The organism is Jiangella alba, assembly GCF_900106035.1.
GTDB lineage: Bacteria > Actinomycetota > Actinomycetes > Jiangellales > Jiangellaceae > Jiangella > Jiangella alba.
Map to the genome: position 1 here is coordinate 865967 of NZ_FNUC01000004.1, position 24575 is coordinate 890541.

General features: G+C 72.3%; 27 protein-coding genes, 3 tRNA genes and 1 other RNA gene. 14 read left to right on the top strand and 17 right to left on the bottom strand.

The window, feature by feature from the left end; all coding sequences use genetic code 11:
• Positions 1-54: 54 nt before the first annotated feature.
• Both yczE and BLV02_RS21820 read left to right on the top strand, forming a co-directional pair.
• Entirely contained in the window at positions 55-654 is a 600-nt protein-coding gene (gene yczE, locus BLV02_RS21815) for a membrane protein YczE (protein WP_216094063.1), read from the top strand.
• Positions 651-1547 (top strand): LLM class flavin-dependent oxidoreductase, encoded by an 897-nt coding sequence (locus tag BLV02_RS21820; RefSeq protein ID WP_069110117.1) that lies wholly within the window; start codon positions 651-653, stop codon positions 1545-1547. The genes yczE and BLV02_RS21820 overlap by 4 nt, the downstream gene beginning before the upstream one ends.
• Before the next feature lie 158 nt (positions 1548-1705).
• Here the strand turns inward: BLV02_RS21820 and BLV02_RS21825 are convergent.
• A tRNA-Pro gene (locus tag BLV02_RS21825) sits at positions 1706-1779 on the bottom strand.
• Positions 1780-1842: 63 nt separating this feature from the next.
• Complete coding sequence (locus tag BLV02_RS21830) at positions 1843-2763, bottom strand: metallophosphoesterase (RefSeq protein WP_069110118.1); 921 nt, start codon at positions 2761-2763, stop codon at positions 1843-1845.
• A 46-nt stretch (positions 2764-2809) separates the two neighbouring features.
• Between BLV02_RS21830 and BLV02_RS21835 the strand changes: the two genes are divergently transcribed.
• Genes BLV02_RS21835 through BLV02_RS21845 form a run of 3 tightly spaced genes read left to right on the top strand, consistent with a single transcriptional unit; the run spans position 2810 to position 5384 of the window.
• Entirely contained in the window at positions 2810-4282 is a 1473-nt protein-coding gene (locus BLV02_RS21835; protein WP_069110119.1) for an MFS transporter, read from the top strand.
• 14 nt (positions 4283-4296) lie between these two features.
• Positions 4297-4749, top strand: a complete 453-nt coding sequence (locus tag BLV02_RS21840; RefSeq protein WP_069110120.1) for a GatB/YqeY domain-containing protein — start codon at positions 4297-4299, stop codon at positions 4747-4749.
• A 2-nt stretch (positions 4750-4751) separates the two neighbouring features.
• Positions 4752-5384 (top strand): CG0192-related protein, encoded by a 633-nt coding sequence (locus BLV02_RS21845; RefSeq protein WP_069110121.1) that lies wholly within the window; start codon positions 4752-4754, stop codon positions 5382-5384.
• An 11-nt stretch (positions 5385-5395) separates the two neighbouring features.
• Here BLV02_RS21845 and BLV02_RS36650 read toward each other — a convergent pair whose 3' ends face one another.
• Positions 5396-5539: a hypothetical protein gene (locus tag BLV02_RS36650; protein WP_171906659.1), complete on the bottom strand. Its 144-nt coding sequence runs from the start codon at positions 5537-5539 to the stop codon at positions 5396-5398.
• Between the two features lie 38 nt (positions 5540-5577).
• On the opposite strand from BLV02_RS36650, the gene BLV02_RS21850 reads away from it, so the two are divergent.
• Together BLV02_RS21850 and BLV02_RS35790 are read left to right on the top strand one after the other, a co-directional pair.
• A complete protein-coding gene (locus BLV02_RS21850; RefSeq protein WP_069110122.1) occupies positions 5578-6204 on the top strand; it encodes a nucleotidyltransferase family protein in 627 nt (208 codons plus the stop codon).
• 84 nt (positions 6205-6288) lie between these two features.
• Complete coding sequence (locus tag BLV02_RS35790; protein ID WP_141711441.1) at positions 6289-6645, top strand: hypothetical protein; 357 nt, start codon at positions 6289-6291, stop codon at positions 6643-6645.
• Here BLV02_RS35790 and BLV02_RS21860 read toward each other — a convergent pair.
• From BLV02_RS21860 to ffs, 7 genes are all read right to left on the bottom strand, one after another.
• Positions 6632-7696 carry an aspartate-semialdehyde dehydrogenase gene (locus tag BLV02_RS21860; protein ID WP_069110124.1) on the bottom strand — a complete coding sequence of 355 codons (1065 nt, stop codon included), beginning with the start codon at positions 7694-7696 and terminating at the stop codon, positions 6632-6634. The two genes, BLV02_RS35790 and BLV02_RS21860, sit on opposite strands and share 14 nt — an antisense overlap.
• Positions 7693-8967 (bottom strand): aspartate kinase, encoded by a 1275-nt coding sequence (locus BLV02_RS21865; protein ID WP_069110289.1) that lies wholly within the window; start codon positions 8965-8967, stop codon positions 7693-7695. Before BLV02_RS21865 ends, BLV02_RS21860 begins: the two co-directional genes overlap by 4 nt.
• Before the next feature lie 104 nt (positions 8968-9071).
• Positions 9072-9674 carry a DUF5063 domain-containing protein gene (locus BLV02_RS21870; protein WP_069110125.1) on the bottom strand — a complete coding sequence of 201 codons (603 nt, stop codon included), beginning with the start codon at positions 9672-9674 and terminating at the stop codon, positions 9072-9074.
• Positions 9667-10266 (bottom strand): recombination mediator RecR, encoded by a 600-nt coding sequence (gene recR / locus BLV02_RS21875; protein WP_069110126.1) that lies wholly within the window; start codon positions 10264-10266, stop codon positions 9667-9669. The genes BLV02_RS21870 and recR overlap by 8 nt, the downstream gene beginning before the upstream one ends.
• A gap of 12 nt (positions 10267-10278) precedes the next feature.
• Positions 10279-10710, bottom strand: coding sequence for a YbaB/EbfC family nucleoid-associated protein (locus BLV02_RS21880; RefSeq protein WP_216094064.1), 432 nt, complete (start codon positions 10708-10710; stop codon positions 10279-10281).
• Positions 10711-10841: 131 nt separating this feature from the next.
• The gene (locus BLV02_RS21885) at positions 10842-13196 is read right to left on the bottom strand and encodes a DNA polymerase III subunit gamma and tau (RefSeq protein ID WP_342762396.1); all 2355 of its coding nucleotides are present in this window, start codon (positions 13194-13196) and stop codon (positions 10842-10844) included.
• Between the two features lie 22 nt (positions 13197-13218).
• An RNA gene (ffs, locus tag BLV02_RS21890) (signal recognition particle sRNA small type) lies at positions 13219-13315 on the bottom strand.
• Between the two features lie 85 nt (positions 13316-13400).
• Between ffs and BLV02_RS21895 the strand changes: the two genes are divergently transcribed.
• Positions 13401-13488, top strand: a tRNA-Ser gene (locus BLV02_RS21895).
• 217 nt (positions 13489-13705) lie between these two features.
• On the opposite strand, the gene BLV02_RS21900 is transcribed toward BLV02_RS21895, so the two are convergent.
• Both BLV02_RS21900 and BLV02_RS21905 read right to left on the bottom strand, forming a co-directional pair.
• Positions 13706-14683 (bottom strand): hypothetical protein, encoded by a 978-nt coding sequence (locus BLV02_RS21900; protein WP_141711442.1) that lies wholly within the window; start codon positions 14681-14683, stop codon positions 13706-13708.
• Between the two features lie 75 nt (positions 14684-14758).
• Entirely contained in the window at positions 14759-15538 is a 780-nt protein-coding gene (locus BLV02_RS21905; RefSeq protein WP_069110130.1) for an alpha/beta fold hydrolase, read from the bottom strand.
• A gap of 77 nt (positions 15539-15615) precedes the next feature.
• On the opposite strand from BLV02_RS21905, the gene BLV02_RS21910 reads away from it, so the two are divergent.
• The 5 genes from BLV02_RS21910 (at position 15616) to BLV02_RS21930 (ending at position 19079) form a co-directional block, all read left to right on the top strand.
• Positions 15616-15948, top strand: a complete 333-nt coding sequence (locus tag BLV02_RS21910; protein WP_069110290.1) for a YciI family protein — start codon at positions 15616-15618, stop codon at positions 15946-15948.
• 98 nt (positions 15949-16046) lie between these two features.
• A complete protein-coding gene (locus tag BLV02_RS37250) occupies positions 16047-17402 on the top strand; it encodes an RNA polymerase sigma factor (RefSeq protein WP_069110131.1) in 1356 nt (451 codons plus the stop codon).
• A 97-nt stretch (positions 17403-17499) separates the two neighbouring features.
• Positions 17500-18024 (top strand): hypothetical protein, encoded by a 525-nt coding sequence (locus tag BLV02_RS21920; RefSeq protein WP_069110132.1) that lies wholly within the window; start codon positions 17500-17502, stop codon positions 18022-18024.
• Between the two features lie 102 nt (positions 18025-18126).
• A complete protein-coding gene (locus tag BLV02_RS21925) occupies positions 18127-18432 on the top strand; it encodes a type II toxin-antitoxin system VapB family antitoxin (RefSeq protein WP_053203958.1) in 306 nt (101 codons plus the stop codon).
• A gap of 86 nt (positions 18433-18518) precedes the next feature.
• Positions 18519-19079 carry a LytR C-terminal domain-containing protein gene (locus BLV02_RS21930; protein WP_069110133.1) on the top strand — a complete coding sequence of 187 codons (561 nt, stop codon included), beginning with the start codon at positions 18519-18521 and terminating at the stop codon, positions 19077-19079.
• 10 nt (positions 19080-19089) lie between these two features.
• Here BLV02_RS21930 and BLV02_RS21935 read toward each other — a convergent pair whose 3' ends face one another.
• From BLV02_RS21935 to tadA, 5 genes are all read right to left on the bottom strand, one after another.
• Positions 19090-20601 (bottom strand): potassium/proton antiporter, encoded by a 1512-nt coding sequence (locus tag BLV02_RS21935; protein ID WP_069110134.1) that lies wholly within the window; start codon positions 20599-20601, stop codon positions 19090-19092.
• A gap of 114 nt (positions 20602-20715) precedes the next feature.
• On the bottom strand, positions 20716-21960 hold the full coding sequence (locus tag BLV02_RS21940; RefSeq protein WP_069110135.1) for an amidohydrolase: 1245 nt from the start codon (positions 21958-21960) through the stop codon (positions 20716-20718).
• A 133-nt stretch (positions 21961-22093) separates the two neighbouring features.
• Positions 22094-22183: transfer RNA gene (locus BLV02_RS21945), tRNA-Ser, on the bottom strand.
• Between the two features lie 56 nt (positions 22184-22239).
• A complete protein-coding gene (locus BLV02_RS21950; RefSeq protein WP_069110136.1) occupies positions 22240-22653 on the bottom strand; it encodes a hypothetical protein in 414 nt (137 codons plus the stop codon).
• Positions 22654-22673: 20 nt separating this feature from the next.
• Positions 22674-23147: a tRNA adenosine(34) deaminase TadA gene (gene tadA / locus BLV02_RS21955; protein ID WP_074946588.1), complete on the bottom strand. Its 474-nt coding sequence runs from the start codon at positions 23145-23147 to the stop codon at positions 22674-22676.
• A gap of 154 nt (positions 23148-23301) precedes the next feature.
• On the opposite strand from tadA, the gene BLV02_RS21960 reads away from it, so the two are divergent.
• Positions 23302-24573, top strand: a complete 1272-nt coding sequence (locus tag BLV02_RS21960; RefSeq protein WP_083288383.1) for a Glu/Leu/Phe/Val family dehydrogenase — start codon at positions 23302-23304, stop codon at positions 24571-24573.
• Positions 24574-24575: the final 2 nt, after the last annotated feature.

The following is a 24575-nucleotide window of genomic DNA, read 5'->3' on the forward strand; positions in this document are numbered from 1 at the left end:
AAGAGCAGAAATATGAACTACCGCTACATGATGATGGCGCCTCATCCTGGAGGCGTGCACACGCGCTGGGTCAATCTCTACGTCGGTCTGGTCCTGTTCGGCGTCAGCATCGCGCTGATGCTCGAGGCCGGCCTCGGCCTGAGCCCGTGGGACGTCTTCCACCAGGGTCTGGCCGAGCGGTCCGGGCTGCGCTTCGGCTGGGTCGTCGTCGGCGTGAGCGCCGTCGTGTTGCTGCTGTGGATCCCGCTGCGCGTGCGGCCGGGCATCGGAACGGTCAGCAATGTCGTCGTCGTCGGATTGACCGCGGACGCTGCGGTGGCGCTGCTGCCCGAGCCTGAGCACCTCGCCGCCCGGACTGCCTTCCTGGCCGTCGGCATCGTCGGCAACGGGCTGGCGACGGCGTTGTACGTCGGCGCCGGGCTCGGTCCCGGGCCGCGTGACGGGCTGATGACCGGGCTGGCCGGGCGCGGACGTTCGATCCGGGTCGTGCGCACGTCGATCGAGGTGGCGGTGCTGGCCGCGGGCTGCCTGCTCGGCGGCACCGTCGGCGTCGGGACGGTCCTGTACGCCGTCAGCATCGGCCCGGTCATCCACGTCCTCCTCCCCCGCCTCACGGTGCACACCGTTCGGCACCGATCACTCGAAGGATCATGATGGAACTGCAGTTCGGGCTCGCCGTGTCGCCCTCGGCCCAGCCGGGTGCGGACCCGGTCCGCGACGGCGTCCTGGCCGAAAGCCTCGGCTTCGACTTCGTCTCGGTCTCCGACCATCCGTGCGGGGTGGCGCCGAACTACGAGGCGTGGACGATGCTGTCATGGATCGCCGCCGCGACCTCGCGAATCCGGATCGCCACCCGGGTGCTCGGCGTGCCCTACCGGTCTCCCGCACTGGTGGCCAAGATGGCCGAGACGTTCCACCGGCTCTCCGGCGGACGGCTGATCCTCGGGCTGGGCGGTGGCTACTCCGACGATGAATTCCGCGCATTCGGTCTGCGGGTGCCATCACCGGGAGAGAAGGTCCGCGGGCTGGTCGAGGCCATCGACATCATCCGCGGCCTGTGGTCGGAACCGGACTTCAGCTACGAAGGGCGGCTCCACCACACCGAACGAGCGAACATCGCGCCCCGGCCAGAGTCGCCCATCCCCATCTGGCTCGGCACGTTCGGCGACCAGGCACTGACCGTCACCGGGCGGCTGGCCGACGGCTGGATCCCGTCGCACGGCTTTGCCCCGCCCGAGCAGGCCGCAGCAATGCGGGCGCGGGTCCGCCGTGCGGCCGTGCTGGCGGGCCGTGACCCGAACGCCGTCACGTGCGCGTACCACCTGGAGGTCCACGTCGGCGAGCCTGCCAGCACGGAACCAGGCGTGATCGCCGGCTCTGCTGCGGAGGTCGCCAAACGGCTCACCGGCTTCGTCGAGCTGGGCTTCACCACGCTGAGCTTCGCCCTCAACGGTCCCGACCCGGCCGACCAGGCCCGCCGGCTGGCCCACGACGTCCTCCCAGCCGTACGCGCCGGCGTGGCCGGAGAGACGTCACCGACGTTCTAACAGGTGAGGGCGCGGGGGTTCCGCAGCCGCTTCATCACGAACGGCAGCGTCCACGTGGCTCACCACGTCCACACTGGTGAGCAAGATCGTCCCAAAGGATTCCCGTGGATCATGATCCGATCACCATCGAAAGGTGATCGACATGCCTCTGACCTGTGTCGGGGTGACAGGATTTGAACCTGCGACCTCTTCGTCCCGAACGAAGCGCGCTACCAAGCTGCGCCACACCCCGAAGTGCTGAGTCAGCATATCCGAGCCGGGCGCAGGATCGAAATCCGGTTCACCCTTCGGTCGGTCAGCGCTCGCCGGTCAGGGTCAGCAGCGTCGCCTCGGGCGGGCAGGCGAACCGGACCCGCGCGTACGGCGACGTGCCGAGGCCGGCCGAGACGTGCATCCAGGCGGCGCCGGCGCCGCCGACCCGGGGGTGCCGGGAGACGCCCTTGACGCGGGCGGTGTCGAGGTCGCAGTTGGTGACCAGCGCGCCGTAGCCGGGGACGCACAGCTGGCCGCCGTGGGTGTGGCCGGCGAGCAGCAGTTGGTACCCGTCGCGATGGAAGGCGTCGAGGACCCGCTGGTACGGCGCGTGCGCCACCCCGATCGCCAGGTCGGCGTCGGCGGCGGGCCCGGCGACGTCGCCGAGGCGGTCGCGGTTCAGGTGGGGGTCGTCGACGCCGGCGAAGGCGAGCCGGCGGCCGTCGACGGTGAGGGAGCCGAAGGTGTTGGTGAGGTCGAGCCAGCCGGCCGAGCTGAGCTCGTCGCGCAGTTCCTTCCACGGCAGGTCGACGGCGTCGGCGTGGTCGCGGGCGTTCTGGCGGCGGATGCGCTCGAGCGGCAGCAGGTACCGCGCCGGGTTCTTGGGCCGCGGCGCGAAGTAGTCGTTGGAGCCGAAGACGAACACGCCGGGCAGGTCGAGCAGCGGCCCGAGCGCGTCGAGCACAGTCGGGATGGCGTCGCGGTGCGAGAGGTTGTCGCCGGTGTTGACGACGAGGTCCGGCTCGAGCGCCGCGAGCCTGCGCACCCAGGCCGCCCGGCCGCGGTGACCGGGGGTGAGGTGGAGGTCGGACACGTGCAGCACCCGCAACGGGCGGCTGCCCGGCGCCAGGACGGGGACGTCGAAGCGACGCAGCCGATAGGACCGCACCTCGTACCCGGCCGAGTAGACGAGCCCGGCGGCGGCCGTCGCCGCCAACCCGAGCGCCACCCGTTTCACGACCATGTGTCCAGAGTCCCACAGTCGGACCCCGCGGGTACGCTCCTTCACCATGACTGACGGTGTACGCCTCGCCACTCCGCGCGGTCGCGCGCTGCTCGCCGCGACGGCCCTCGGTTCCGGCATGGCGTTCCTCGACAGCACGGTGGTCAACGTCGCGTTGCCGACCATCGGCCGCGAGCTCGACGCGACCCTCGCGGCGCTGCAGTGGACGGTCAACGCGTACACGTTGACGCTGGCCGCGCTGATCCTGCTCGGCGGCTCGCTGGGCGACCGCCTCGGCCGGCGGCGCGTCTATCTCGTCGGCGTCGTGTGGTTCACGGCGGCGTCGGTGCTGTGCGCGCTGGCGCCGACCGTCGAGGTGCTCATCGCGGCGCGGGCGCTGCAGGGCATCGGCGGCGCGCTGCTGACGCCCGGCGCGCTGGCCATCCTGCAGACGGCCATGCACCCCGACGACCGGCCGCGGGCCATCGGCGCGTGGGCGGGCCTCACCGGCGTCTCCGGCGTGCTCGGCCCGCTGCTCGGCGGCTGGCTGCTGGAGTACGACTGGCGCTGGGTGTTCGCCATCAACGTCCCGCTGGCCGTCGTCACGGTGTGGCTGGTCGTCGTCAGCGCCCCGGAGAGCCGCGACGAACAGGCCAGTGGCAAGTTCGACGTCGCGGGCGCGGCGCTCGGCGCCATCGCGCTCGGAGCCAGTACGTACGCACTGATCAGCTGGCCCGAGGACGGCGCCTCCGCGCTCAACGTCGGCATGGCCGTGCTGTCCGTCGCGGCGGCGGCGGGGTTCCTCTACCGCGAGCGCACGGCCACACACCCGATGGTCCCGTTGACGCTGTTCTCCGACCGCACGTTCAGCGGCATCAACCTCATGACGTTCGCCGTCTATGCCGGGCTGTCGGGCGTCATGTTCTTCATCGTCATCCAACTGCAGGTGACGCTGGGCTGGTCGCCGCTCGAGGCGGGCATCGCGACCATCCCGACCACCATCCTCATGCTGGTGTTCTCCGGCAGGTCCGCCGACCTCGCGAAGCGCTTCGGCGTCCGCCCGCCGTTGGTCGTCGGCTCGCTGGCCGGCGCCGCCGGGGTGGTGCTGCTGGTGACGGTCGACGCCGGCGACAGCTACGTCACCGACGTGCTGCCGGGCGTCACGCTGCTCGGCATCGGCCTCACGACGCTGGTGCCGACGCTGACGGCGACGGTCATGGCGTCGGCGCCGCAGCATCTGGCCGGCGTTGCCAGCGGCGTCAACAACGGGGTCGCCCGCGCGGCCGGCCTGCTCGCCGTCGCCGCGCTGCCCGCCATCGCCGGACTGTCCGGCGCCGCCTACGAGGACCCGGAGCTGCTCACCGACGCCTACCGCATCGCCATGGGCGTCTGCGCCGCGCTGCTCGCCGTCGGCGCCGTCGCGGCCATGGCCCTGCGGCCGCGGGCGCTCACCGAGCCGCCGTCCACCGCGCTGCCCGAGCCCGAGCCGACGCCCGCACCGTGCTCGGCGCCGGGCCTGCCGCCGTCGCACGGGGGCTGAGGCAGACTAGGCGCATGGCAGCCCTCAAGGACCGACTCCGTACCGACCTCACCGCGGCGATGCGCGCCAAGGACAACGTGCGCAAGGCCACGCTCCGCATGGTGCTCGCCGCCATCGGCACCGAGGAGGTGGCCGGCTCGGCCGCCCGCGAGCTCACGGACGACGAGGTCACGGCCCTGTTGACCCGTGAGGTCAAGCGGCGGCGCGAGGCGGCCGAAGCGTTCCGCACCGGCGGCCGCGACGACAGCGCCGCGAACGAGGAGGCCGAGGCCGTCGTCATCGCCGAGTACCTGCCGCAGCCGCTCACCGACGACGAGCTCGACGCCATCGTCACGGCCGCCATCGCCGAGACCGGCGCCGAGTCGCCGCGCGACATGGGCAAGGTGATGAAGCTGGTGCAGCCGCAGGTCCTGGGCCGGGTCGAGGGCAGCAAGGTCGCCGCCACCGTCAAGGCGAAGCTGGCCTGACGATGGCGCTCCTCCACCGCGCGACGCTGCGGCCGAGCAAGCTGGAGCTGCTGGCGACGTGGCTGCCGGGCCGGCCGTGGGCGGCCGGCGCCACGGGCGTCGAGGCGGCCGGCGCGTACCGGTACGACGACCCCGCCGGCGAGGTCGGCCTCGAGGCGCACCTGCTGCGCACCGACGGCGGCACGGTGCTGCACGTGCCGCTCAGCTACCGCGGCGCCGCGCTGGCCGGCGCCGAGCACGCGTTCCTCGGCACCATGGAGCACTCCGTCCTCGGCACCCGCTGGGTCTACGACGGCTGCGCCGACCCGGTCTGGGTCGCGGCGCTGGCCCGCGCCGTCCTGACCGGCGCGCCGCAGGCCGAGGAACAGGTCGACGTCGACGGCGAACTGGTCCCGCGCGAGCCGTCGGCCCGGGTCACCGGCACCGGCGGCGCGGCCGACGCCTCGCTCGCACTGCCCGCCGACACACCGCTGACCCCGCACGACGACGGCCCGGCCACCGTCGTGCGCACCGGCGGCCTCGACCTCGTCGTCGTCCGGGTGGTCGGCGCCGAGCCGGCCGCCGAGCACGTCCTGACCGGCACCTGGACGAACGGCGGCCCGGCGACGCTCGCGGCGGTGCGGCCGGCGGCCTGACGGGCGAGCCGTCAGGCCGTGGTGAGCTCGGCCGCCAGCAGCTCGGCGATCTGCGCGGTGTTGAGCGCCGCGCCCTTGCGCAGGTTGTCGCCGCAGACGAAGAGGTCTATGCGCAGACGTGCGACCCTCGACGATGCGCAGCATTCTGAGCTCATGCGCATAAAACTGCGCACGTGCTCAGAATGGTGACCTCATGGACGTGGCCCTTCCGATTCGCTCTGTCATCTCCACCCTCGACGGACCGGTGCTGTCAGTACTGGCGCGCACGACTCGTCCGCTGACGGGCCGCGAAGTGCAGCAGCTGGCCGGGGTCGGGTCCCCGAACGGGATCCGACTGGCTCTCGCGCGCCTGGTACGACAGGGCGTCGTTCATGTTGACGAACGAGCTGCTGCTGTCTTCTACGTGGCCAATCGCGACCACCTGGCGTGGCCCGCGGTCGAGATCCTGACCTCTCTTCGGCGCACTCTTCTCGCCCGACTCCGCGCCGAATTCGAAACCTGGCGACCGCGGCCCTCGCACGCCTCACTCTTCGGCTCAACCGCGCGAGGCGACGGCGACGCCGACTCGGACATCGACATCCTCGTCATACAACCTGACCTGAACGACAGCGAGGCCTGGCTCGAGCAGGTCGACCAACTTCGACAGCGCGTCGAGGAGTGGACCGGCAATCGTTGTCAGATCTTCTCTCTCGGACGTGGCCGCCTTGCCGAGCACATCACGGTTCGCGACCCGCTGGTCGACGAATGGCTCCGCGACACCGTCCGTCTTGCCGGCGACGACCTGGACCACGTGGTGCGCGATTTCAGGAGCCGGCAGTGAACGCCCCGGCCGACCGGCCGAACGGCCACGTGCAGTCGAGCACAGGGCTTCGCGCGGTTAGAGCACGATCGCGCCTTCCTCGACGTGGCGGAGTTGATCGGTGAGCAGGACGACGAACTGGCGACACCCAACGTCGCCAGCTCGCTCGCTGTCCTCGCCGGAATTGCGGCCTCGGACGCGGTGTGCTGTGTGGTGCTGGGCCGAAGATCGCGCGGGCAGGATCACCGGCAAGCCACCGAACTGCTCAAGGGAGTCACCGAGGTGGGCGACGCCATGGCACGCGACCTGAGCAGGCTGCTCTCGGTCAAGGACGACGCCCACTACGGCGTCCTGAACGTCAGCCACCAGCGCGTGCGCCGCGCTCCGCCAAGCACGCCACCTCGTCGAGGCGGCCGAGGAGCTCCTCGAAGAGTCCTCTTCCTCGTGATCAGGCCGTGGTGAGCTCGGCCGCCAGCAGCTCGGCGATCTGCGCGGTGTTGAGCGCCGCGCCCTTGCGCAGGTTGTCGCCGCAGACGAAGAGGTCGAGCGAGTTGGGGTCGTCGAGCGAACGGCGGATGCGGCCGACCCACGTGGGGTCGGTGCCGACGACGTCAGCCGGGGTCGGGAACTCGCCGCGGGCGGGGTCGTCGTAGAGCACCACGCCGGGGGCGTCGCGCAGGATCTCCCAGGCCCGCTCGGTGGTGACCTCGTTCTCGAACGTGGCGTGCATGGCCACCGAGTGGGTGGTGACGACGGGCACCCGGACGCAGGTGGCCGAGACCTTGAGGTCGGGGAGGTCGAGGATCTTCCGCGACTCGTTGCGGATCTTCAGCTCCTCGGAGCTCCAGCCGTCGTTCTTCAGCGAACCCGCCCACGGGACGACGTTCAGCGCGAGCGGCGCCGGGAACGGGCCGAGGTCGGAGCCGACGACGCGGCGGACGTCACCGGGGTGGGTGCCCAGTTCGCGGTTGCCGGCGACCTTGTTGAGCTGGTCGTGCAGGGTGTCGATGCCGGCCTGACCGGCGCCCGACGCGGCCTGGTACGACGACGCGTTGAGCGCCGTCAGCCCCAGCTCGGCATGCAGCGCGCCCAGCACCACGATCATCGACAGCGTCGTGCAGTTGGGGTTGGCGATGATGCCGCGCGGCCGGTTGCGGGTCATGCGCGCGTTGACCTCGGGCACCACCAGCGGGACGTCGGGGTCCATGCGGAACGCGCCGGAGTTGTCGACCACGACGACGCCACGCTCGACGGCGACCCCCGCCCACTCGGCGGACACCTCGTCGGGGACGTCGAACATGGCGACGTCGACGCCGTCGAAGACGTCGGCGGTCAGCTCCTGGACCTCGACCTCCTCGCCGCGGACGGTGAGCCGGCGGCCGGCCGAACGGGCCGACGCGATGAGCCGGATCTCGCCCCAGACGTTCTGGCGGGTGGAGAGGATGTCGCGCATGACGGTGCCGACGGCGCCGGTGGCCCCGACGACGGCGAGGGTGGGACGGTTGTCGCTCATCGCCCGGTACCCCCGTACACGACCGCCTCGACCTGGGTGGCATCGAGGTCGAAGGCTCGGTGAAGTGCGGTGACGGCGGCGTCGACGTCGTCGGCGCGGACCACCACCGAGATGCGGATCTCCGACGTCGAGATCATCTCGATGTTGACGCCGGCGTCGGCCAGCGAGCTGAAGAACTTCGCGCTGACCCCCGGGTGGCTGCGCATGCCGGCGCCGATCAGCGACACCTTGCCGATGCCGTCGTCGTAGCGCAGCGACTCGAAGCCGACCGTGGCCTGGATGGCCGTCAGCGCCTCGACGCCCTTGCGCCCGTCGCTGGCCGGCAGCGTGAACGAGATGTCCGTGCGGTTGGTGTCGACGGCCGAGACGTTCTGCACGATCATGTCGATGTTGACGTCGGCGGCGGCGACCGAGCTGAAGATGGTGGCCGCCTCGCCCACCTTGTCGGGCACGCCCACGACCGTGATCTTCGCCTCGCTGCGGTCGTGCGCGACGCCGGAGATGATCGCCTGCTCCATGTCGGCCTGCTCGCTTCCGTCGGAATCGGACACCCACGTGCCGGTGAGCGTCGAGAAACTGGATCGCACGTGAATCGGGATGCCGTAGCGGCGCGCGTACTCGACGCAGCGCAGGTGCAGGATCTTCGCCCCGCAGGCGGCCATCTCGAGCATCTCTTCGTACGTGATGTTCGGGAGACGGCGCGCGGTCGGCACGATGCGGGGGTCGGCGGAGAAGACGCCGTCGACGTCGGTGTAGATCTCGCACACGTCGGCGTCCAGCGCCGCCGCCAGCGCGACGGCCGTGGTGTCGGAGCCGCCGCGGCCCAGCGTCGTGATGTCCTTGCTGTCCTGGCTGACGCCCTGGAAACCGGCCACGATGGCGATGGCGCCGCCGTCGAGCGCCTGGCGGATGCGGCCGGGCGTGACGTCGATGATGCGGGCCCGCCCGTGCACGGAGTCGGTGATGACGCCGGCCTGGCTGCCGGTGAACGACCGGGCCTCGTGGCCGAGGTCGCCGATGGCCATGGCCAGCAGCGCCATGGACATGCGCTCGCCGGACGTGAGCAGCATGTCCAGCTCGCGGGCCGGCGGCAGCGGCGAGACCTGCTGCGCGAGATCGAGCAGCTCGTCCGTCGTGTCGCCCATGGCGGAGACGACCACGACGACCTCGTGGCCCTCCTTCTTGGTGGCGACGATGCGTTGCGCCACCCGCTTGATGGCCGCGGCGTCAGCGACGGAGGAACCCCCGTACTTCTGCACAACCAGCCCCACGGCACACTCCTCCCACAGCCAGCACGTGCCCATGGCAGTCTAGGCGACCCGGTGGCTGTGCCCCGAGACGTCCGGATCGCGGGACGGGTTGTTCAGATTCCGGCCTACAGTTCGGCCTGCGCGGGGAGCAGTTCCTCCTGCGTGACCTCGATCTGCTCGTCGTGGTGATCGAGGCGGGTGTGGGCGATCAGCGAGTGCAGCGCCCGCAGCGCCGAGCCGGCCGTCGAGCCCCACGACGACAGGTAGGAGAACTGCCACCACCACAGCGCCTCGATGACCCGTCCGTCCTTGTAGTGCGTCAGGCCGTGCAGGAGGTCCTGGGCGATGCTGGCGAGGTCGTCGGAGAGCCGGAACCCGGTGGCGCCGCGCTCGGGGTCGACGGGGTCGACGACCTCGACGTAGCCGTCGACCGGCTCGAGCAGGGCGGCGATGCGCAGCCGCAGTTCGTCGACGTCGGCGTCGGGGCCCGCGTCGGGCTCGAACCGCTCGTCCGGCACGACGTCGCTGATGGCGCCGAGGCGGCCGCCGGCCAGGCACAGCTGGCTGACCTCGAGGAGCAGCAGCGACAGCGTGCTGCCGGGGTCGTTGCCGCGGGCGATCTCACGGACGGCCAGCAGGAAGCTCTCGATCTGGTCGGCGATCTCCGCGGCAAAGTCCCCGTACTCGGCGGCAGGGTCGTCGGCAGGTCGTACAACAGCGCTAGACATCCAGCAGTCTCCGTCCCTCGAATGCGCGGCCCAGAGTGACCTCGTCGGCGTACTCGAGATCACCGCCCACAGGCAGTCCACTGGCCAGCCGCGTGACGCGCAAGCCCATTGGCTTGATCATCCGGGCCAGATACGTCGCCGTCGCCTCGCCTTCGAGGTTCGGGTCGGTGGCCAGGATGATCTCTTGCACGGTGTCGTCGGCAAGTCTCGTCATCAGTTCGCGTACCCGCAGATCGTCGGGCCCGACGCCCTCGATGGGGCTGATCGCGCCGCCCAGCACGTGGTAGCGGCCGCGGAACTCGCGCGTCCGCTCGATCGCCACGACATCCTTCGGCTCTTCGACGACGCACAGCACGGACGGGTCGCGGCGAGGGTCGAGGCAGATGCGGCACTGCTCCTGCTGCGCGACGTTGCCGCACACCGTGCAGAACCGGACCTTCTCCTTGACCTCGGTGAGCGCGGCGACCAGCCGCCGGACGTCGTCAGCGTCGGCGGCGAGCAGGTGGAACGCGATGCGCTGGGCGCTCTTCGGGCCGACGCCTGGTAACCGGCCCAGCTCGTCGATCAGGTCCTGGACGACGCCCTCGTACATGACGGACTCGGCTCAGTTGCCCGGGCCGGGGCGGTCGTCGCCCTCGATCTCGCCGCGCACGGTGTCGGGGCCTGGGGCCCCGCCGGGCGCGCCGGCACCGCCGAAGAGGCCGGCGAGCGGGTTCGCGCCGCCGGGGCCGCCAGCCCCGCCGAGCATGCCGGCGACGTCGGCGTTGATGGCGCCGAGCTGCTCGTTGGCCTGGCGCTGGATCTCGGCGTGCGCGTCGCGGACCGCGGCGATGATGAGGTCGGCGAGCGTCTCGACGTCCTCGGGATCGACGACGGACGGGTCCAGCTGCAGGTCGGTGAGCTCGCCGGCGCCGGTGACGGTGGCCCGGACCAGCCCGCCGCCGGCGCTGCCGGTGGCCTCGGACTCGGTGAGGTCCTGCTGGGCGGAGAGGAGCTGCTCCTGCATGCGCTGGGCCTGTTGCAGCAGCTGGCTCATGTCGAAGCCTTCGGAACCAGGCGGAAACACGGCTGCCTCCTCACCCACGCGGGGTCTTGTCATGGCACATGGTCACAGCGAGCCTACGTCACCGACCCGGCCCGATCTGACCAGGTGCGTTGACGACCTGATCACTCGTGCTCGATCTCCGCGATGACGGTGGCGCCGAGGGTCCGTTCGAGCAGTTCGCGCTCGGACACGCCGTTGTCGGCCAGATCTTCGTCGTCGGGGTCGGCGTCGTCGTCGGTGGCCTGGCGGTCTGTGGGTGCGGTCGTGGCCGCGGGGGCGGCGCCCTGTTGCTGGACGCGGCGGGCGGCCGCCTTGGCCGCGGCGGCCCGGCCCTGGGCGGCGGGCGCGTCGGCGCTGGTCCCGTTGGCGCCGGGCTCGTCGGCGCCGGCTGGGGGCGAGGCGGGCGCGGGATCGGTGGGCGGTGCGGGAGCGGGCGGCTCGGGCGCCGGGGGGGACGCCGCCGGCTGCGCGGGGCGGGTCGGCGCGGACGGTGCGGCGGCACGGTTCTGCGCCGACGGGTCCGCGGACGGGTCGACGATGGCCTCGATGCGCAGGTCGAGCAGCAGGACGTCCTTGATGGCCTGCTGCAGGCTCTCCTGGAAGTCCGCGCGGCGGGCGAACGTGTCGCGCAGGGTCGGCTGGCGGAAGGCCAAGGTCAGCACACCGTCTGACACGTCGGAGACGACGGACTCCTGGGAGATCAGGCTCCACGGGGTGCGCTTGATCTCCTTGAGCCGGACCAGCACCTCCGGCCACATGCGGCGCAGGTCGGCGACGCCGCCCGAGGCACCGGACGCGCCTGCCGACGGGATCGGCTGCGGCGGGGTGGCGGGCTCGGGCGGTGCGGCCTGCGGTGGTGCCGTCTGCGCAGGTGGCGCGGCCTGCGGTGGTGGCGTGGCCTGCGGTGGTGCCGTCTGCGCGGGTGGGGCCGTCGGCGCGGCCTGGGTGGGCGGCGGCTGGTCGGCCGGGGGCGCTGTCGGTCGTTCGGGCGCAGCCGGCTCGGCGACGGGCTCGGGCGTCGGCTCGGCGACGGGCTCGGGTGGCACGAGGTCGGCGGGCGGTTCCGCCGGCGGCGCACTCGGTGCCGGCTCGGGCGTCGTCGGCGCGGCGGCGGGGGGTTCGGCCGCGGCAGGTGGCGCCGCCGTCGTCGTCGGAGCCTCGGCGGCCGGGCTGACCCGGGCGAACGCGGCCGCTCGCCTGGACATCCCCGCCGTCACCTCGGCCACCGGCGCCGGGGCCGGAGTCTGCGCGGCGTCAGCCTGCGTGGAGGCCGGCGGCAGTGGCTCGCCACCGGTCAGCCGTCGCTCGACGCGGTCGAGGCGGGCCTGGATGCCGGACACGGTGTCGTCGGCGCCGGGCAGCAGCAGCCGCGCGCACACCAGTTCCAGTTGCAGCCGCGTGGGCGTGGCGCCCTTCATGGCGGTGATGCCCTCGTCGACCACGGCCGCGAGCCGGACGAGGTCGGACGGCCCGAACTGCGACGCCTGGATGGCCATGCGCTCCGCCTGCTCGGGCGGGAGGTCGAGCAGGCCCTCGGCGACGGCGTCGGGGGCGGCGCGCAGGACGATGAGGTCGCGGAACCGCTCGAGGAGGTCGGTGAGGAACCGGCGCGGGTCGTGCCCGGCGTCCATCACCTGGTCGACCGCGGCGTAGACGGATCGCCCGTCGCTCGCCGACACGGCCTCGACGATCTGGTCGAGCATGGCGGCGTCGGTGAACCCCAGCAGCGCCACCGCGAGGTCGTACGTCACGCCGTCGTCGCCCGCACCGGCGATGAGCTGGCCCAGGATCGACTGGGCGTCGCGCGCGGACCCCGCCCCGGCCCGGGCGACGAGCGCCAGCGCGGCGGGCTCGATGGGCACGCCCTCCTGCTCGCAGATCCAGCCGAGGTTCTGCTGCAGCGTCTTCGTCGGGATGAGCCGGAAGGGATAGTGGTGCGTGCGCGAGCGGATGGTGCCGATGATCTTGTCGGGGGCCGTGGTGGCGAAGATGAACTTGAGGTGCGCCGGCGGCTCCTCGATCAGCTTGAGCAGCGCGTTCGCCGCGCCCGGCCCGAGCTGGTGCGCCTCGTCGATGATGTAGATCTTGAACCGCGACGACACCGGCGCGAAATGCGCCTTCTCGCGCAGGTCGCGCGCGTCGTCGACCAGCCCGTGCGTGGCGGCGTCGAGCTCGACGACGTCGATGTTGCCGGACCCGTTCGGCGCGAGGTCGAGGCACGACTGGCACTGCCCGCACGGCTCGTCGGTGGGGCCCTTCTCGCAGTTCAGCGACCGCGCCAGAATGCGCGCCGACGACGTCTTGCCGCAGCCGCGCGGCCCGGAGAACAGGTAGGCGTGGTGGACGCGGTCGTTGGCCAGCGCTCGCATCAGCGGGACGGTGACATGCTCCTGCCCGACCACGTCAGCGAACCGGCCTGGCCGATAGGTGCGATACAGAGCGAGCGACGACACCTTGCGAACCCTAGTCGTCCGCACCGACAGATTCCCATCGCGGACGTGAAAGGACCCCTCGCGCACCCGGTAGAGCCCACTTACCCTTGCTGCCTTCCGGCCCTGGGGGAGTTAGGCGGGGTGCCGCCACGCGAGGGGTCGGCTGTCAGTGTACGTGCTCGCCCGCCCGGAGCCACATCCGTACCGTCGATTTCAGGCGGAGCACCGTTGTCCGATAGCCTCTCCGGCGGAGGATTCGCCTAGTGGCCTAGGGCGCACGCTTGGAAAGCGTGTTGGGAGCAATCCCTCAGGGGTTCGAATCCCCTATCCTCCGCCACGCTCACCAGCACCGACGTCCGGGGCCGTCTCCTCAGGGAACGGCCCCGAGGTGCTCGTAGTCTCAGTTCCGGTCTCATTTGCCCTCGTCAACAGGCTTCTTGTCGTCGCTCTGGTTCGCCCACTGCGTGCAGCACGAGCGCCCGGTCGGCAGTCACCGACGTCCAGCGAGTGGGCAACGCGTGTTGCGACCCGTCCTCGGCGGCCATGGTGTGACGTCACACCCGGCGACGGCTGAGTTCGTCGCACTCGTGCCAATACGTCGCGTCCTCCAGGTCGTTGGCGATCTCCTGGCGAAGATCTGACGAGATCTCGTGCAGTCCCGGCGTCGGTCCTGGGGTCGAGACGTTCAGGAGGTCATCCAGCTCCACCGACACCGTCACGGCCTGCCAGCCGAAATAGGCGGCGACGGCGTCGATAGTGAGATGCGGACGCCAGCGGTTGAGCAGCGCATAGGTGAGCACCTGGTCGAGCACCGCGCGCATCTCCGCAGCCGGATCGGCATAGTTCTTCACCTCGACGACGGTCGTCCCGATGAGCAGGTCGGCCACCGCGTAGCCAGAGGCCAGCTCGATCTGGACGAGCGAAAGCTCGCCGAGATCACTCAGGCTGGAACGACCGACATCCAGGTAGGCCTGCCAGAGCGGTGTCATTGCCCGGGTGACCTCGCGATCATGATCAGGGTGGGTCTGGCGCCCGACGCCGTTGAGCCCCTTCACGGCGATGCGTCGTTGGAGCTCCGTGGACTCGTGTCGGCACACCCGCGCCGTGCGCGCGTCCGCAGCTGCGGCGTAGCAGGCCAGGAGCGCTTCGACCTGATCGTCATCGACGATCGTCGGATGCGTCGCCCTCGTCCAGCTCAAGATCGTCGGTTCGGTGATGTCGGGTAGCTGCCACTCTGGCGCCACGCGATCGAAGCCAGCGACCCGCAGCAACGTCTCGCACCGTTCGGCCGTCAGGCTCCGCAGCACTGGCAGGTACGCCGGCTTCGATGCCAGGTCGAGGCCGATCCGCATCTCCAACGCCGTCCCGATGAACGTGTAGTCGCCGTAGGCACCGAGACGCATTGGCTGCCGCGGCGATCTACCGACCTCACGGCTCCACTCGTCGGCGACCTGATGGCGGGCGGGAAGGCGTTCGTCCAGGAAGCGCCGCAGCGCACTGTCGCTCTGGTAGACATCGTTCCAGACACCCACTGCGAACACGTCCCTTCACCGACGTCGGGAGATCGATCTTCGCGGCCGGGTCCGACACAACGCGCCGAGCAGCGGTCAGGTGAGGAACTCCCGCACGACGGCGGCGGTGTGGGGCGGCGAGATGGTGTGGTCCGCGCCACCGGGGACGGTGAGGTAGCGGGCGTCCGGCAGGAGGGACGGCAGGGCTTCGGCCGTGCGCCGCAGGACCGGCCAGGTCTCCTCGCCCGTCAGAACCAGCACCGGCACCTGCACCGCACGCATCTCCGGGGTCGGCTGGTCGTACGGGGGCGCGGTGAGGGTGGCGTCGTAGACGACGGTGGGGGCGATGGCCTCGAGCTGCGGGAAGAACGGCGACTGCCGGATCCCGGCGACCATCTCCGGCGGCAGCCCGATCCCCTCCAGCTGGAACGTCGTGACGGCGTCGGCGCGGCGGCCGGCGGTGATCAGCGACGCGAGCCGAGAGGGGAGGTCGGCCGGCCGCCGGTCGTCCGTCGTCAGGGCGAACGGCGCCTCGTACATGACCAGCGAGGACACGACGACGCCGCGGGAGGCGGCGAGCAGGGCGAGGTTCGCGCCGGACGAGAAGCCGAACACGGCCGCCGACCCGCCGACGGCCGTCAGGACGGCGTCGAGGTCCTCGATCTCGCGGTCGACGGCGTAGGGGGCGGTGTCGCCGCTGTCGCCGCGGCCGCGCCGGTCGTAGCAGACGACGGTGTGGGACGAGGCCAGCTCGGCGGCGACGGGTGCCAGCGTGTGCCGGTCGTTGAACGCGCCGGAGACGAAGACGATCGGGGCGCCGGATCCGGAGCGGTCGTAGGCGATCGTGGTGCCGTCGGCGGACGTGGTGGTGAACATCGGATGCTCCTCGAAGTAGCGACGGGTCGACCCCACGACGAACGGGATGGCGCACGATGGACACCATGAGCCAGCCGATTCGGTACCTGCTGCTGATCAGCGCCGACGAGGAGCGCGAGCCCGACATCGCCGACGGCGACGGGCTGCGCCGGTTCCACGCGTGGATGGCCGACCTCGAGCGGCGCGGGGTGCTGCGGGCACACGAGGGCCTGTACCCGAGCCGGACGGCGACAACGGTGCGGGTCCGCGACGGCGACGTGCTGCGCACGGACGGTCCGTTCATGGAGACGAAGGACCAGATCGGCGGCTTCGCGCTGATCGAGTGCGCCGATCTGGACGAAGCGGTCGAGATCGCCTCCGGGCACCCCGCCGCCCGGTTCGGGCAGGTCGAGATCCGTCCGGTCCGATGAACGACGCCGAGTTGTCAGTGCCCGCCCGTAGGGTGGGCACCCTCCCTAGCGGGGCGGGTCATGCCAACGTCGACGCCGGCGCCGACGTGGGCGCTGCCGTGGCCGACGCGTTCCGGGACGAGTGGGGACGGGTCGTCGCGACGTTGATCGGGTGGGGCGGCGACTGGGATCTCGCCGAAGAGTCCGCCGCCGACGCGTTCACCGCGGCGCTCGAGACCTGGCCGCGCGACGGAGTCCCGGACCGGCCCGGCGCCTGGCTCACGACGACGGCGCGGCGCCGGGCACTGGACCGGCTGCGCCGGGCGAAGGCCGGCGCAGCGAAGCTTCGGCTGCTGGCGGCGACGGCGGACGAACCGCCGGGCGAGCCCGACCTGCCGGACGAGCCGGACCAGGCGCCGAGCACCGGGCATCCCGGCGTCCCGCCACGCGAGCATCCCGGCGGCCCACCGCGCGAGCATCCCGGCGTCCCGCGAGCCGGCCGTCCAGGCGGCCCACCGACCCCATTTCCGGGCGGGCGGCACGTGCGCCTCGACGACGACCGGCTGCGGCTGCTCTACACGTGCTGCCACCCGGCGCTGGCGTTCGAGGCGCAGGTCGCGCTGGCGTTGCGCACGCTGACGGGCCTGACGACGGCGGAGATCGCGCGAGCGTTCCTGGTGCCCGAGGCGACGATGGCGAAGCGGCTGGTCCGGGCGAAGGGCAAGATCCGGGCCGCCGCGATCCCGTACCGCGTGCCGCCGCCGGACGAACTCCCGGAGCGCACGCACGCCGTCCTCGGCGTCGTCTACCTGCTCTTCAACGAGGGCTACGGCGCCACCAGCGGCGACGGGCTGATGCGGCCGGAACTCACCCACGAGGCGCTGCGGCTGGCCGCCCTGGTGACCGAGCTGCTGCCGGACGACCCCGAGCCGCTCGGCCTGCTCGCGCTGCTCCGCCTGCACGACGCCCGCGCGGCGACGCGGGTCGGCGGGGAGGGCGAACTGGTCCCGCTGGAGGAGCAGGACCGCGGCCGCTGGGACCGCCCGGCCATCGCGGGCGCCGTCGAGCTGCTCCAGCGGGCGCTGACGTGGGAGCGTCCCGGCCCGTACCAGCTGCAGGCGATGATCGCGGCCTGTCACGCGGTCGCCCCGCGGGCCGAGGACACCGACTGGCCGCGCATCGTCCGGCTCTACGACCAGCTGCTGGAGCAGCAGCCGACGCCGGTGGTGCGGCTGAACCGGGCGGTCGCGGTCGGGATGGCGGACGGCCCGGCGGCCGGGCTCGCGCAGGTCGACGCCGTCGCGGCCGAGTTGGACGGCTACGGCTTGCTGCCCGCGACCCGCGCGGACCTGCTCCGCCGGTTGGGCGACCACGCGGGCGCCGCGACGCAGTATCGCGCGGCGCTGGCGGCGGCCGGCAACGACGGCGAGCGCCGCTACCTGGCCCGGCGCATCGCCGAACTGGCGCCGGGCTGAACGCCGGGCGTCGCGGCGACAAGTGCGGCGCAAGCAGCAGGTAAGCGGCCGTCGGCACACTCCGAGCACCTGTCCGACCGAGCTTGGAGCACGACGAATGACGCTACGTACAACGACCCGCACCCGGCCGCGGCGGTCGCGCAGGCTGGCCCGGTGGGCCGCCGCGGTCGCCGGCGCCGTCGCCCTGACCTCCGTCGCACTGCCGGGCGTGGCCGCGCCGAGCGGGCCGAAGCCCGGCGACGTCGCCACCAGGGGCTGCTGGGAGCAGCCCAACCCGGACGGCAGAATCTGGACGAAGTCGATCAACGGCGCGTCCGTGACGTTCTACGAGCGCGGCGAGAAGCTCGTGGTGTCCGACAACAAGTCCAACGGGTGGCGCGCCGTGGCGTTGTTCACCTGGTGCGAAGGGCCGTACCTCTCCCAGGGCGTCTGGCGCGAGTCGCCGTCGACGTCCAGCGGCTGGCTGCACCGGGACAGCGGCCCCGACCAGGGTTCGATCGACACGAAGACGTACAGTTTCAACCTCGCGGAGGGCCGCCGGGTCATCTTCCGGGTCTGTGAGAAGAAGATGTCCACCGGCCAGCTGCGCAACTGCTCGAACACCGTCGAGGCGTACTCCTGACCCTGTACCCGTGAACGCGGCCGGCGAGCTCTCGCCGGCCGCGTTCGCACGTGGTCCGGCATATGCCAGGCAAAACGACGCCCGCCGTTTAGACTGCGCTAGGTGATTTTCAAGCGCGTCGGAGACGGCAAGCCCTACCCCGAGCACGACACGGGTCTGCGGGCGTGGTCCGAGCTCCCCCCGCGCCAGATCCGCCTGGACGAGCTCGTCACCACCAAACGCACGCTGAACCTCGAGACCCTGCTCGCCGACGACTCCACGTTCTACGGCGACCTCTTCGCCCACGTGGTCGAGTGGCGCGGCGAGCTGTACCTCGAGGACGGGCTGCACCGTGCGCTCCGCGCGGCGCTGCAACAGCGCCCGGTCATCCACGCCCGCGTCCTCCTGGTTCCCGACGCCGAGGCATGACCTGCGGAAACGGGACCTGCACACTAGGCTGACCAGATCACCCCAGACCCCTGCCCTGCGGCATCGCCGCCGACCCCGGAGCACCCATGGCGTTCGAGGATGAGCAGCTCACCGAGGAGGAGAGCGCACGCCGGCATCACTGGCGGCGCATCCGCACCTCGGTGACGCTGCTGGTCCTCATCGGCGTGGTCATCGGCGCCGCGTGGTACAGCTGGGCCAACGTCGTCGGCGAGGAAGAGCCGGGCACGGCGGGCTCCACCACCCAGCCGTGCGCGCCGGGCGCGCCGACGTCCGCGCCGGCGCCGGCGGACGTGCAGGTGAACGTCTACAACGCCACCGACCGCAACGGGCTGGCGTCGGCGGTGGCCCGGCAGGTCCGCGACCGCGGCTTCACCGTCGTCGACGTCGACAACGACCCGCTGAGCAAGTCCGTTACCGGGACGGCCGAGGTGCGGTCGCGGCCCGACGACCAAGCCGCCGCCGAGCTCGTCGCGACGCTGGTGCCCGGCGCGGTGTACGTGCCGGACGAGCGCACCGAGGCGACCATCGACCTCGTCCTCGGCGACACGTTCGAGGCGCTGGCCGACCCCGCGGCGCCGCCGCCAACGCCGTCGGCCGAGCTGCCGCCCTGCCAGGCCGCGTCCTGACGCCGGCGCGTCAGTCGTCCTCGTCCGGAGCGCCGCCGCGCTCGCCGAACCAGCCGGCCAGCCGGCCGCGTCGTCCGACGGCGCGCAGCCGGGCCTCGGTGGCGCGGCGCAGCGCCCGCGGCGCGACGATGAGGATCTCGTCGCCGTGCTGCAGCTTGGTCCGCGGGCCGGGCACCATCGACGTGTCGCCGCGGACGATCAGCGCGACGCCGACGCCCGGCGGCACGCGCAACTCGCCGATCTCGACGCCGTGCAGCTTGGAACCGGGCGGCACGCGGACGTGGATGAGGTCGGCGTCCAGGCGTTCCAGCGGCGCGGACTCGACGTCGGCGTCGCGGGTCGGGAAGGCCGGGACCATGCCGAGCCGGGTCGCCAGCCACGGCAGCGTCGGCGCCTGGATCAGCGTGTACAGGACGCTGACGATGAAGACGACGGCGAACAGCCACTCGGCCCGCTCCACGCCCTCGGCCAGCGGGATGGTCGCGAACACGACCGGCACCGCACCACGCAGCCCGGCCCACGACACGAACACCTTCTCGCGGACGGACATCACGAACGGCGCCGTCGCGGCCCACACCGAGATCGGCCGCGCGACGAACGTCAGCGCGGCCCCGGCGACGACGGCGGTGACGAACGCGCCGGGCATGTCCGACGGCGACGACAGCAGGCCGAGCATGACGAACAGCCCGATCTGCGCCAGCCACGCCAGCCCTTCGACGAACGACCGCGTGGCCGCGCGGTGCGGCAGCCGCGAGTTGCCCAGCACGAGCGCCGCGATGTACACCGCCGCGAACCCGCTCATGTGCGCGTACGCGCCGAGGGCGTACGCCAGCACCGTCAGCGTCAGCACGACCAGCGGGTACAGGCCTGACGCCGGCAGCGCGGTCCGGCGCAGGATGGCCGCACCCACCCGCCCCACCACGTAGCCCAGCGCGGCACCGCCGATCAGCTCGTACACGACCGTCAGCCCGATCAGCAGGAAGCCCTCGGCGGGGCCGTGGCTGGCGCTCAGGATCGTCACCAGCACGATGGCCGGCGCGTCGTTGAGACCGGACTCGGCCTCCAGCGCGCCGGACAGCCGTCGTCTCAACGGCAGCCGCCGCAGCGTCGAGAACACCGCGGCGGCGTCGGTCGGGGCGAAGATCGCGCCGAGCAGGATCGCCGGCAGCCAGTCGAGCCCGAGCAGGAAGTGCCCGATGATCGCGACGACCGCCGTGCTCACCACCACGCCGACGGTCGCCAGCGACAGGCCGATGCCGAACACCGGCCGCGCCTCGTCCCAGTTCGTCGTCAGGCCGCCCTCGGCCAGGATGACGATGAGTGCGGCGTAGGCGAACGACTGCGCGAGGTCGGGGTCGGAGAACTGGACGCCCAGTCCCGATTCGCCGATGAGCACGCCGATCAGCAGGTACAGCACGAGACTCGGCAGCCCGAGCTTCACGCTGGCGCGGACCGCGACGACGGCGGCGATGAGCACGAGGGCGCCGCCGAGCAGGAAGACGTTGAGCGAGTCGACGGTCACGCCGCACCCCCGTCCCTCGTCCCGGCGACCCACGTCGCGGCAGGCCTAGAGCCTAAAGTGCGACAGCCTTGGTGACGTAACGAACGGATGAGCGCAGGGCGGAGCCACCGCGCGCTAGGACGCCGGCAACCAGGTGCGGGCCGCGGTGACGAGCGCCGTGACGCCGTTCGTGAGCGTCGGCTGGATCACCGGGGCGTAGTGGGGCGAGTGGTTGGACGGCACGGTGAGAAGGGCGGGGTCGGTCATGTCGCCGGTCGTGAACAGCGCCGGGTCGGTGCCACCGAGCAGCCAGTAGGACAAGGGTGCGGCGGCGCTCGTCGCCAGGATGCCGACGTCCTCGCTGCCCGCACCGGCGCCGGGGTCGAGGATGTTGTCCGGTCCGAGCCAGGCGGCGAACGCGTCCAGGGTGCGGCCGAGGGCCGCGGGGTCGTTGACGACGACGGGGAACCGTTCGATCTCGGTGATCGTGGGCTCCTCGGCCGCGCCGGCGACCGCGGCCTCGCCGCGGACGATGCGGTCGACGCTGTCGAGGATGCGCTGGCGCACCCCGGTGTCGTAAGTGCGGATGTTCAGCTGCAACTCGGCCGCTCCGGGGATCACGTTGGCGGCGTCGCCGGCATGGATCGAGCCGACGGTGAGAACGGCCGTCGCGGTGCTCGGGATCTCGCGCGAGATCACGGTCTGGAGCCGCAGGACGGTCTCGGCCGCCATCACGATCGGATCGATCGAGGCCTCGGGCATCGACCCGTGGGCACCCCGGCCGACGAGTCGCACGCGCAACGAGTCCGAGCCCGCGTAGGACGCGCCGGGATGCCCCGCGATCTTGCCCGCGGGCAACGGCGCCACGTGCTGGCCGAGCACGACCTCGGGCGCCGGGAAGCGGTCGTACAGGCCGTCGTCCACCATCGCCTGCGCTCCCGCGCCGAGCTCCTCCGCCGGTTGGAACACCACCACCAGCGTGCCGGACCAGCTCGCTCTGTCGGCGGCCAGCGCGTCGGCGGCGCCCAGGAGGCAGGTGGTGTGGAGGTCGTGACCGCACGCGTGATCGACCGGAACGGTCGCCCCGCTCGCGTCGGTCGTGGTCGCCGTGCTGGCGTAGTCCAGCCCGGTGTCCTCCTCGACCGGGAGCGCGTCCATGTCGGCGCGCAGCAGTGCCGTGGGGCCGGACCCGTTCGTCAGCATGCCGACGATCCCGGTGCCGGCGACGCCCGTCGTCACGGCGAACCCGGAGGCGTTCAGTCGACGCGCGACGATCGCGGCGGTGCGGTGTTCCTGGAAGCCGAGCTCCGGATGCCGGTGCAGGTCCTTGTACAGCTCCGTGAGCGCCGGGTCGATGGTGATGTTCTCGTGCATGGACATGGCGTCCCCCCGCCTCGAGCCCCTTCAGGCTAGGAGGGCGACCATGCGGAGGGCGACTGAGCTGGTCTGACGTGGTCCAGTGCGTCGGCACGACGAAGGGCCCCACCGGTGACACGGGTGGGGCCCTTCGGCCTGGCGGTAGCGGTGGGATTTGAACCCACGGTGGAGTTGCCCCCACACACGCTTTCGAGGCGTGCTCCTTAGGCCGCTCGGACACGCTACCGCCGTCGAGGGTACCGGAGCCTCGGTGCGTCTAGGAAATCGGGCGGCCGGCCGTGATCATGACGTGCAGACGGCCCAGTGCGGGCGATGTCGGCCGGCTGCGGCTCGGAACCAGAACCGCAGGTACGGGTCGGCGACGCGGTGCCGCCGCAGCCGGCTGTTCGGCGCCGCACCGGCGGGCACGTCGGCCGCGACCACCCCGCCGATACCCGTGAGCACCTTCAGGCCGCGGGTGACGGCGGTCTGCGCCGTCGCGGTGTCGCCGTCGATGCTCTGCGCGACCCGCGAGAACTCGTCGAGAACCACGACGGCCGGCGACGTTGCAGCGTGAGCCGCAGCCGGCCGGAGAACTCGTCCCACGACGCCGGCGTCGCAGCCGCGGCCCGTCGCCGCGACCTCCGCGAGCTCGCGGAGCAGCCGGGCCAGCAGTCGCCGACGGCCATGGAACCGGCTGGAGTCACCGTCACCCATGTATCAGACATCGATGAATGTCAGGTGCGCTGGGCGGCGAAGAACGCGCGGACCAGCGCGCCGCACTCGTCGGCGAGGACGCCGGCCAGCACCTCGGGGCGGTGGTTGAGCCGGCGGTCACGGACGAGGTCCCAGAGCGAGCCGACGGCGCCCGCCTTGGGGTCGGGCGCGCCATAGACGAGCCGGTCGACGCGGGCCAGCACGAGCGCGCCGGCGCACATCGAGCACGGCTCCATCGTGACGACCAGCGTGCACCCCTCCAGCCGCCAGGTTCCGGCCGCGGCCGCCGCCGCGCGCAGCGCCAGCACCTCGGCGTGCGCCGTCGGGTCGGCGTCGGCCTCGCGCCGGTTGCGCCCGCGCCCGAGCACCGCGCCGCCCGCGTCGACCACGACGGCGCCGATCGGGACGTCACCCGTCGACGGCGCCAGCTCGGCCTCGGCCAGCGCGAGGCGCATGTGCGGCTCGTGGCGCCGGCCGGCCGGTCCCGCGGACATGCCCCCGACGATACGTGCCGCGGAGGTAAGGCGGGTCACACCCGCCGGCGGCGGCATTCTCAGCGTCGCCACAGGAAGCACGCGAAACCCTTGATGCGATCAGCCAACTGATGCCAAGCTTAGAAGAACGAGCGTTCGCTTTACGGGAGATCCCATGACCCTCACCTCCCTCTCGATGATCGACCGCGGTCTCACCCCCGACATCGCCGTGGCCGCGTCGGTCGACCGCGCGGCCGAGCAGCTCGAACTGCGTCCCGGCGTGAACGAGCTGCTCAAACTGCACGACCGCGAGCTCGGCGTGCAGCTGCCGCTGCGCCGCGACGACGGCAGCATCGCCGTCGTGCAGGGGTACCGCGTCCAGCACAACGCCGCCCGCGGGCCGTACCTCGGCGGGCTGCGCTTCCACCCGCGCGCCGACCTCCAGCAGACCCGCGCGCTGGCGTCGCTGACGACGTGGCGCTCGGCGCTGCACGGCCTGCCGTTCGGTGGCGCCCAGGGCAGCCTGCTGATCGACCCGTCCGACTACTCGACGACGGAGCTCGAGGCGCTCACGCGGCGCTACGCGCTCGCCGTCAGCCACGTCATGGGGCCGCGGCTCGACATCGCCGCGCCCGACCTCAACACCGATGCGCGCGTCATGGCGTGGTTCCTCGACGCGTACGGAAGCCGGCACGGGCACGCGCCCGGCGTGGTCACGGGCAAGCCGCTCGGTCTCGGCGGCGTGTCCGGCGGCGACGCCGCTGCCGGGCGCGGGCTGGTGTACGTGCTCGAGGCGGCGGCCCGGCGCTGGGGCATCGACCTCGGGGCGCAGCGCGTGGCGATCCAGGGCTTCGGCCACGTCGGCTCCTGGGTGGCCCGCGAGCTGTTCGTGCGCGGCGTGCGGGTGGTCGCGGTCGGCGACGCCGGCGGCGCGGTGCTGAACGAGCGCGGGCTGGACGTCCCTGAACTGCTGCGCGCCACCGCCGCCGGCTACTCCGTCGCCGACTCCCGGGCGCCGCTGCAGCGCATCGCGCCGGACGAGCTGCTGACGCTCGACTGCGACGTGCTGATCCCGGCGGCCACCGGGGAGGTGCTGACGGCGTTCAACGTCGACGGCGTGCGCGCGGGCATCGTGGTCGAGGGCGCCGCGCACCCCGTCACGCCTGAGGCCGACGCCGTCCTCGACGCGCGCGGGGTGCGGGTCGTGCCCGACCTCCTGGCCGGTGGCGGCGCGGCCATCGCCGCGTACGCCGAGTGGGCACAGGGCGTGGCGGGCGTGCCCTGGGACGAGCTGCGGCTGGCGACGGAGCTGCGCGGGCGCATCGAGCGGACGTTCACCGAGGTCGCGGAGTTCAGCGAAGAGCACCACTGCAGCTACCGGCAGGCGGCCTACTCGCTCGCCGTCGACCGCGTCGCATCGGCCATGCAGCTGCGCGGCGGTCTCTGACG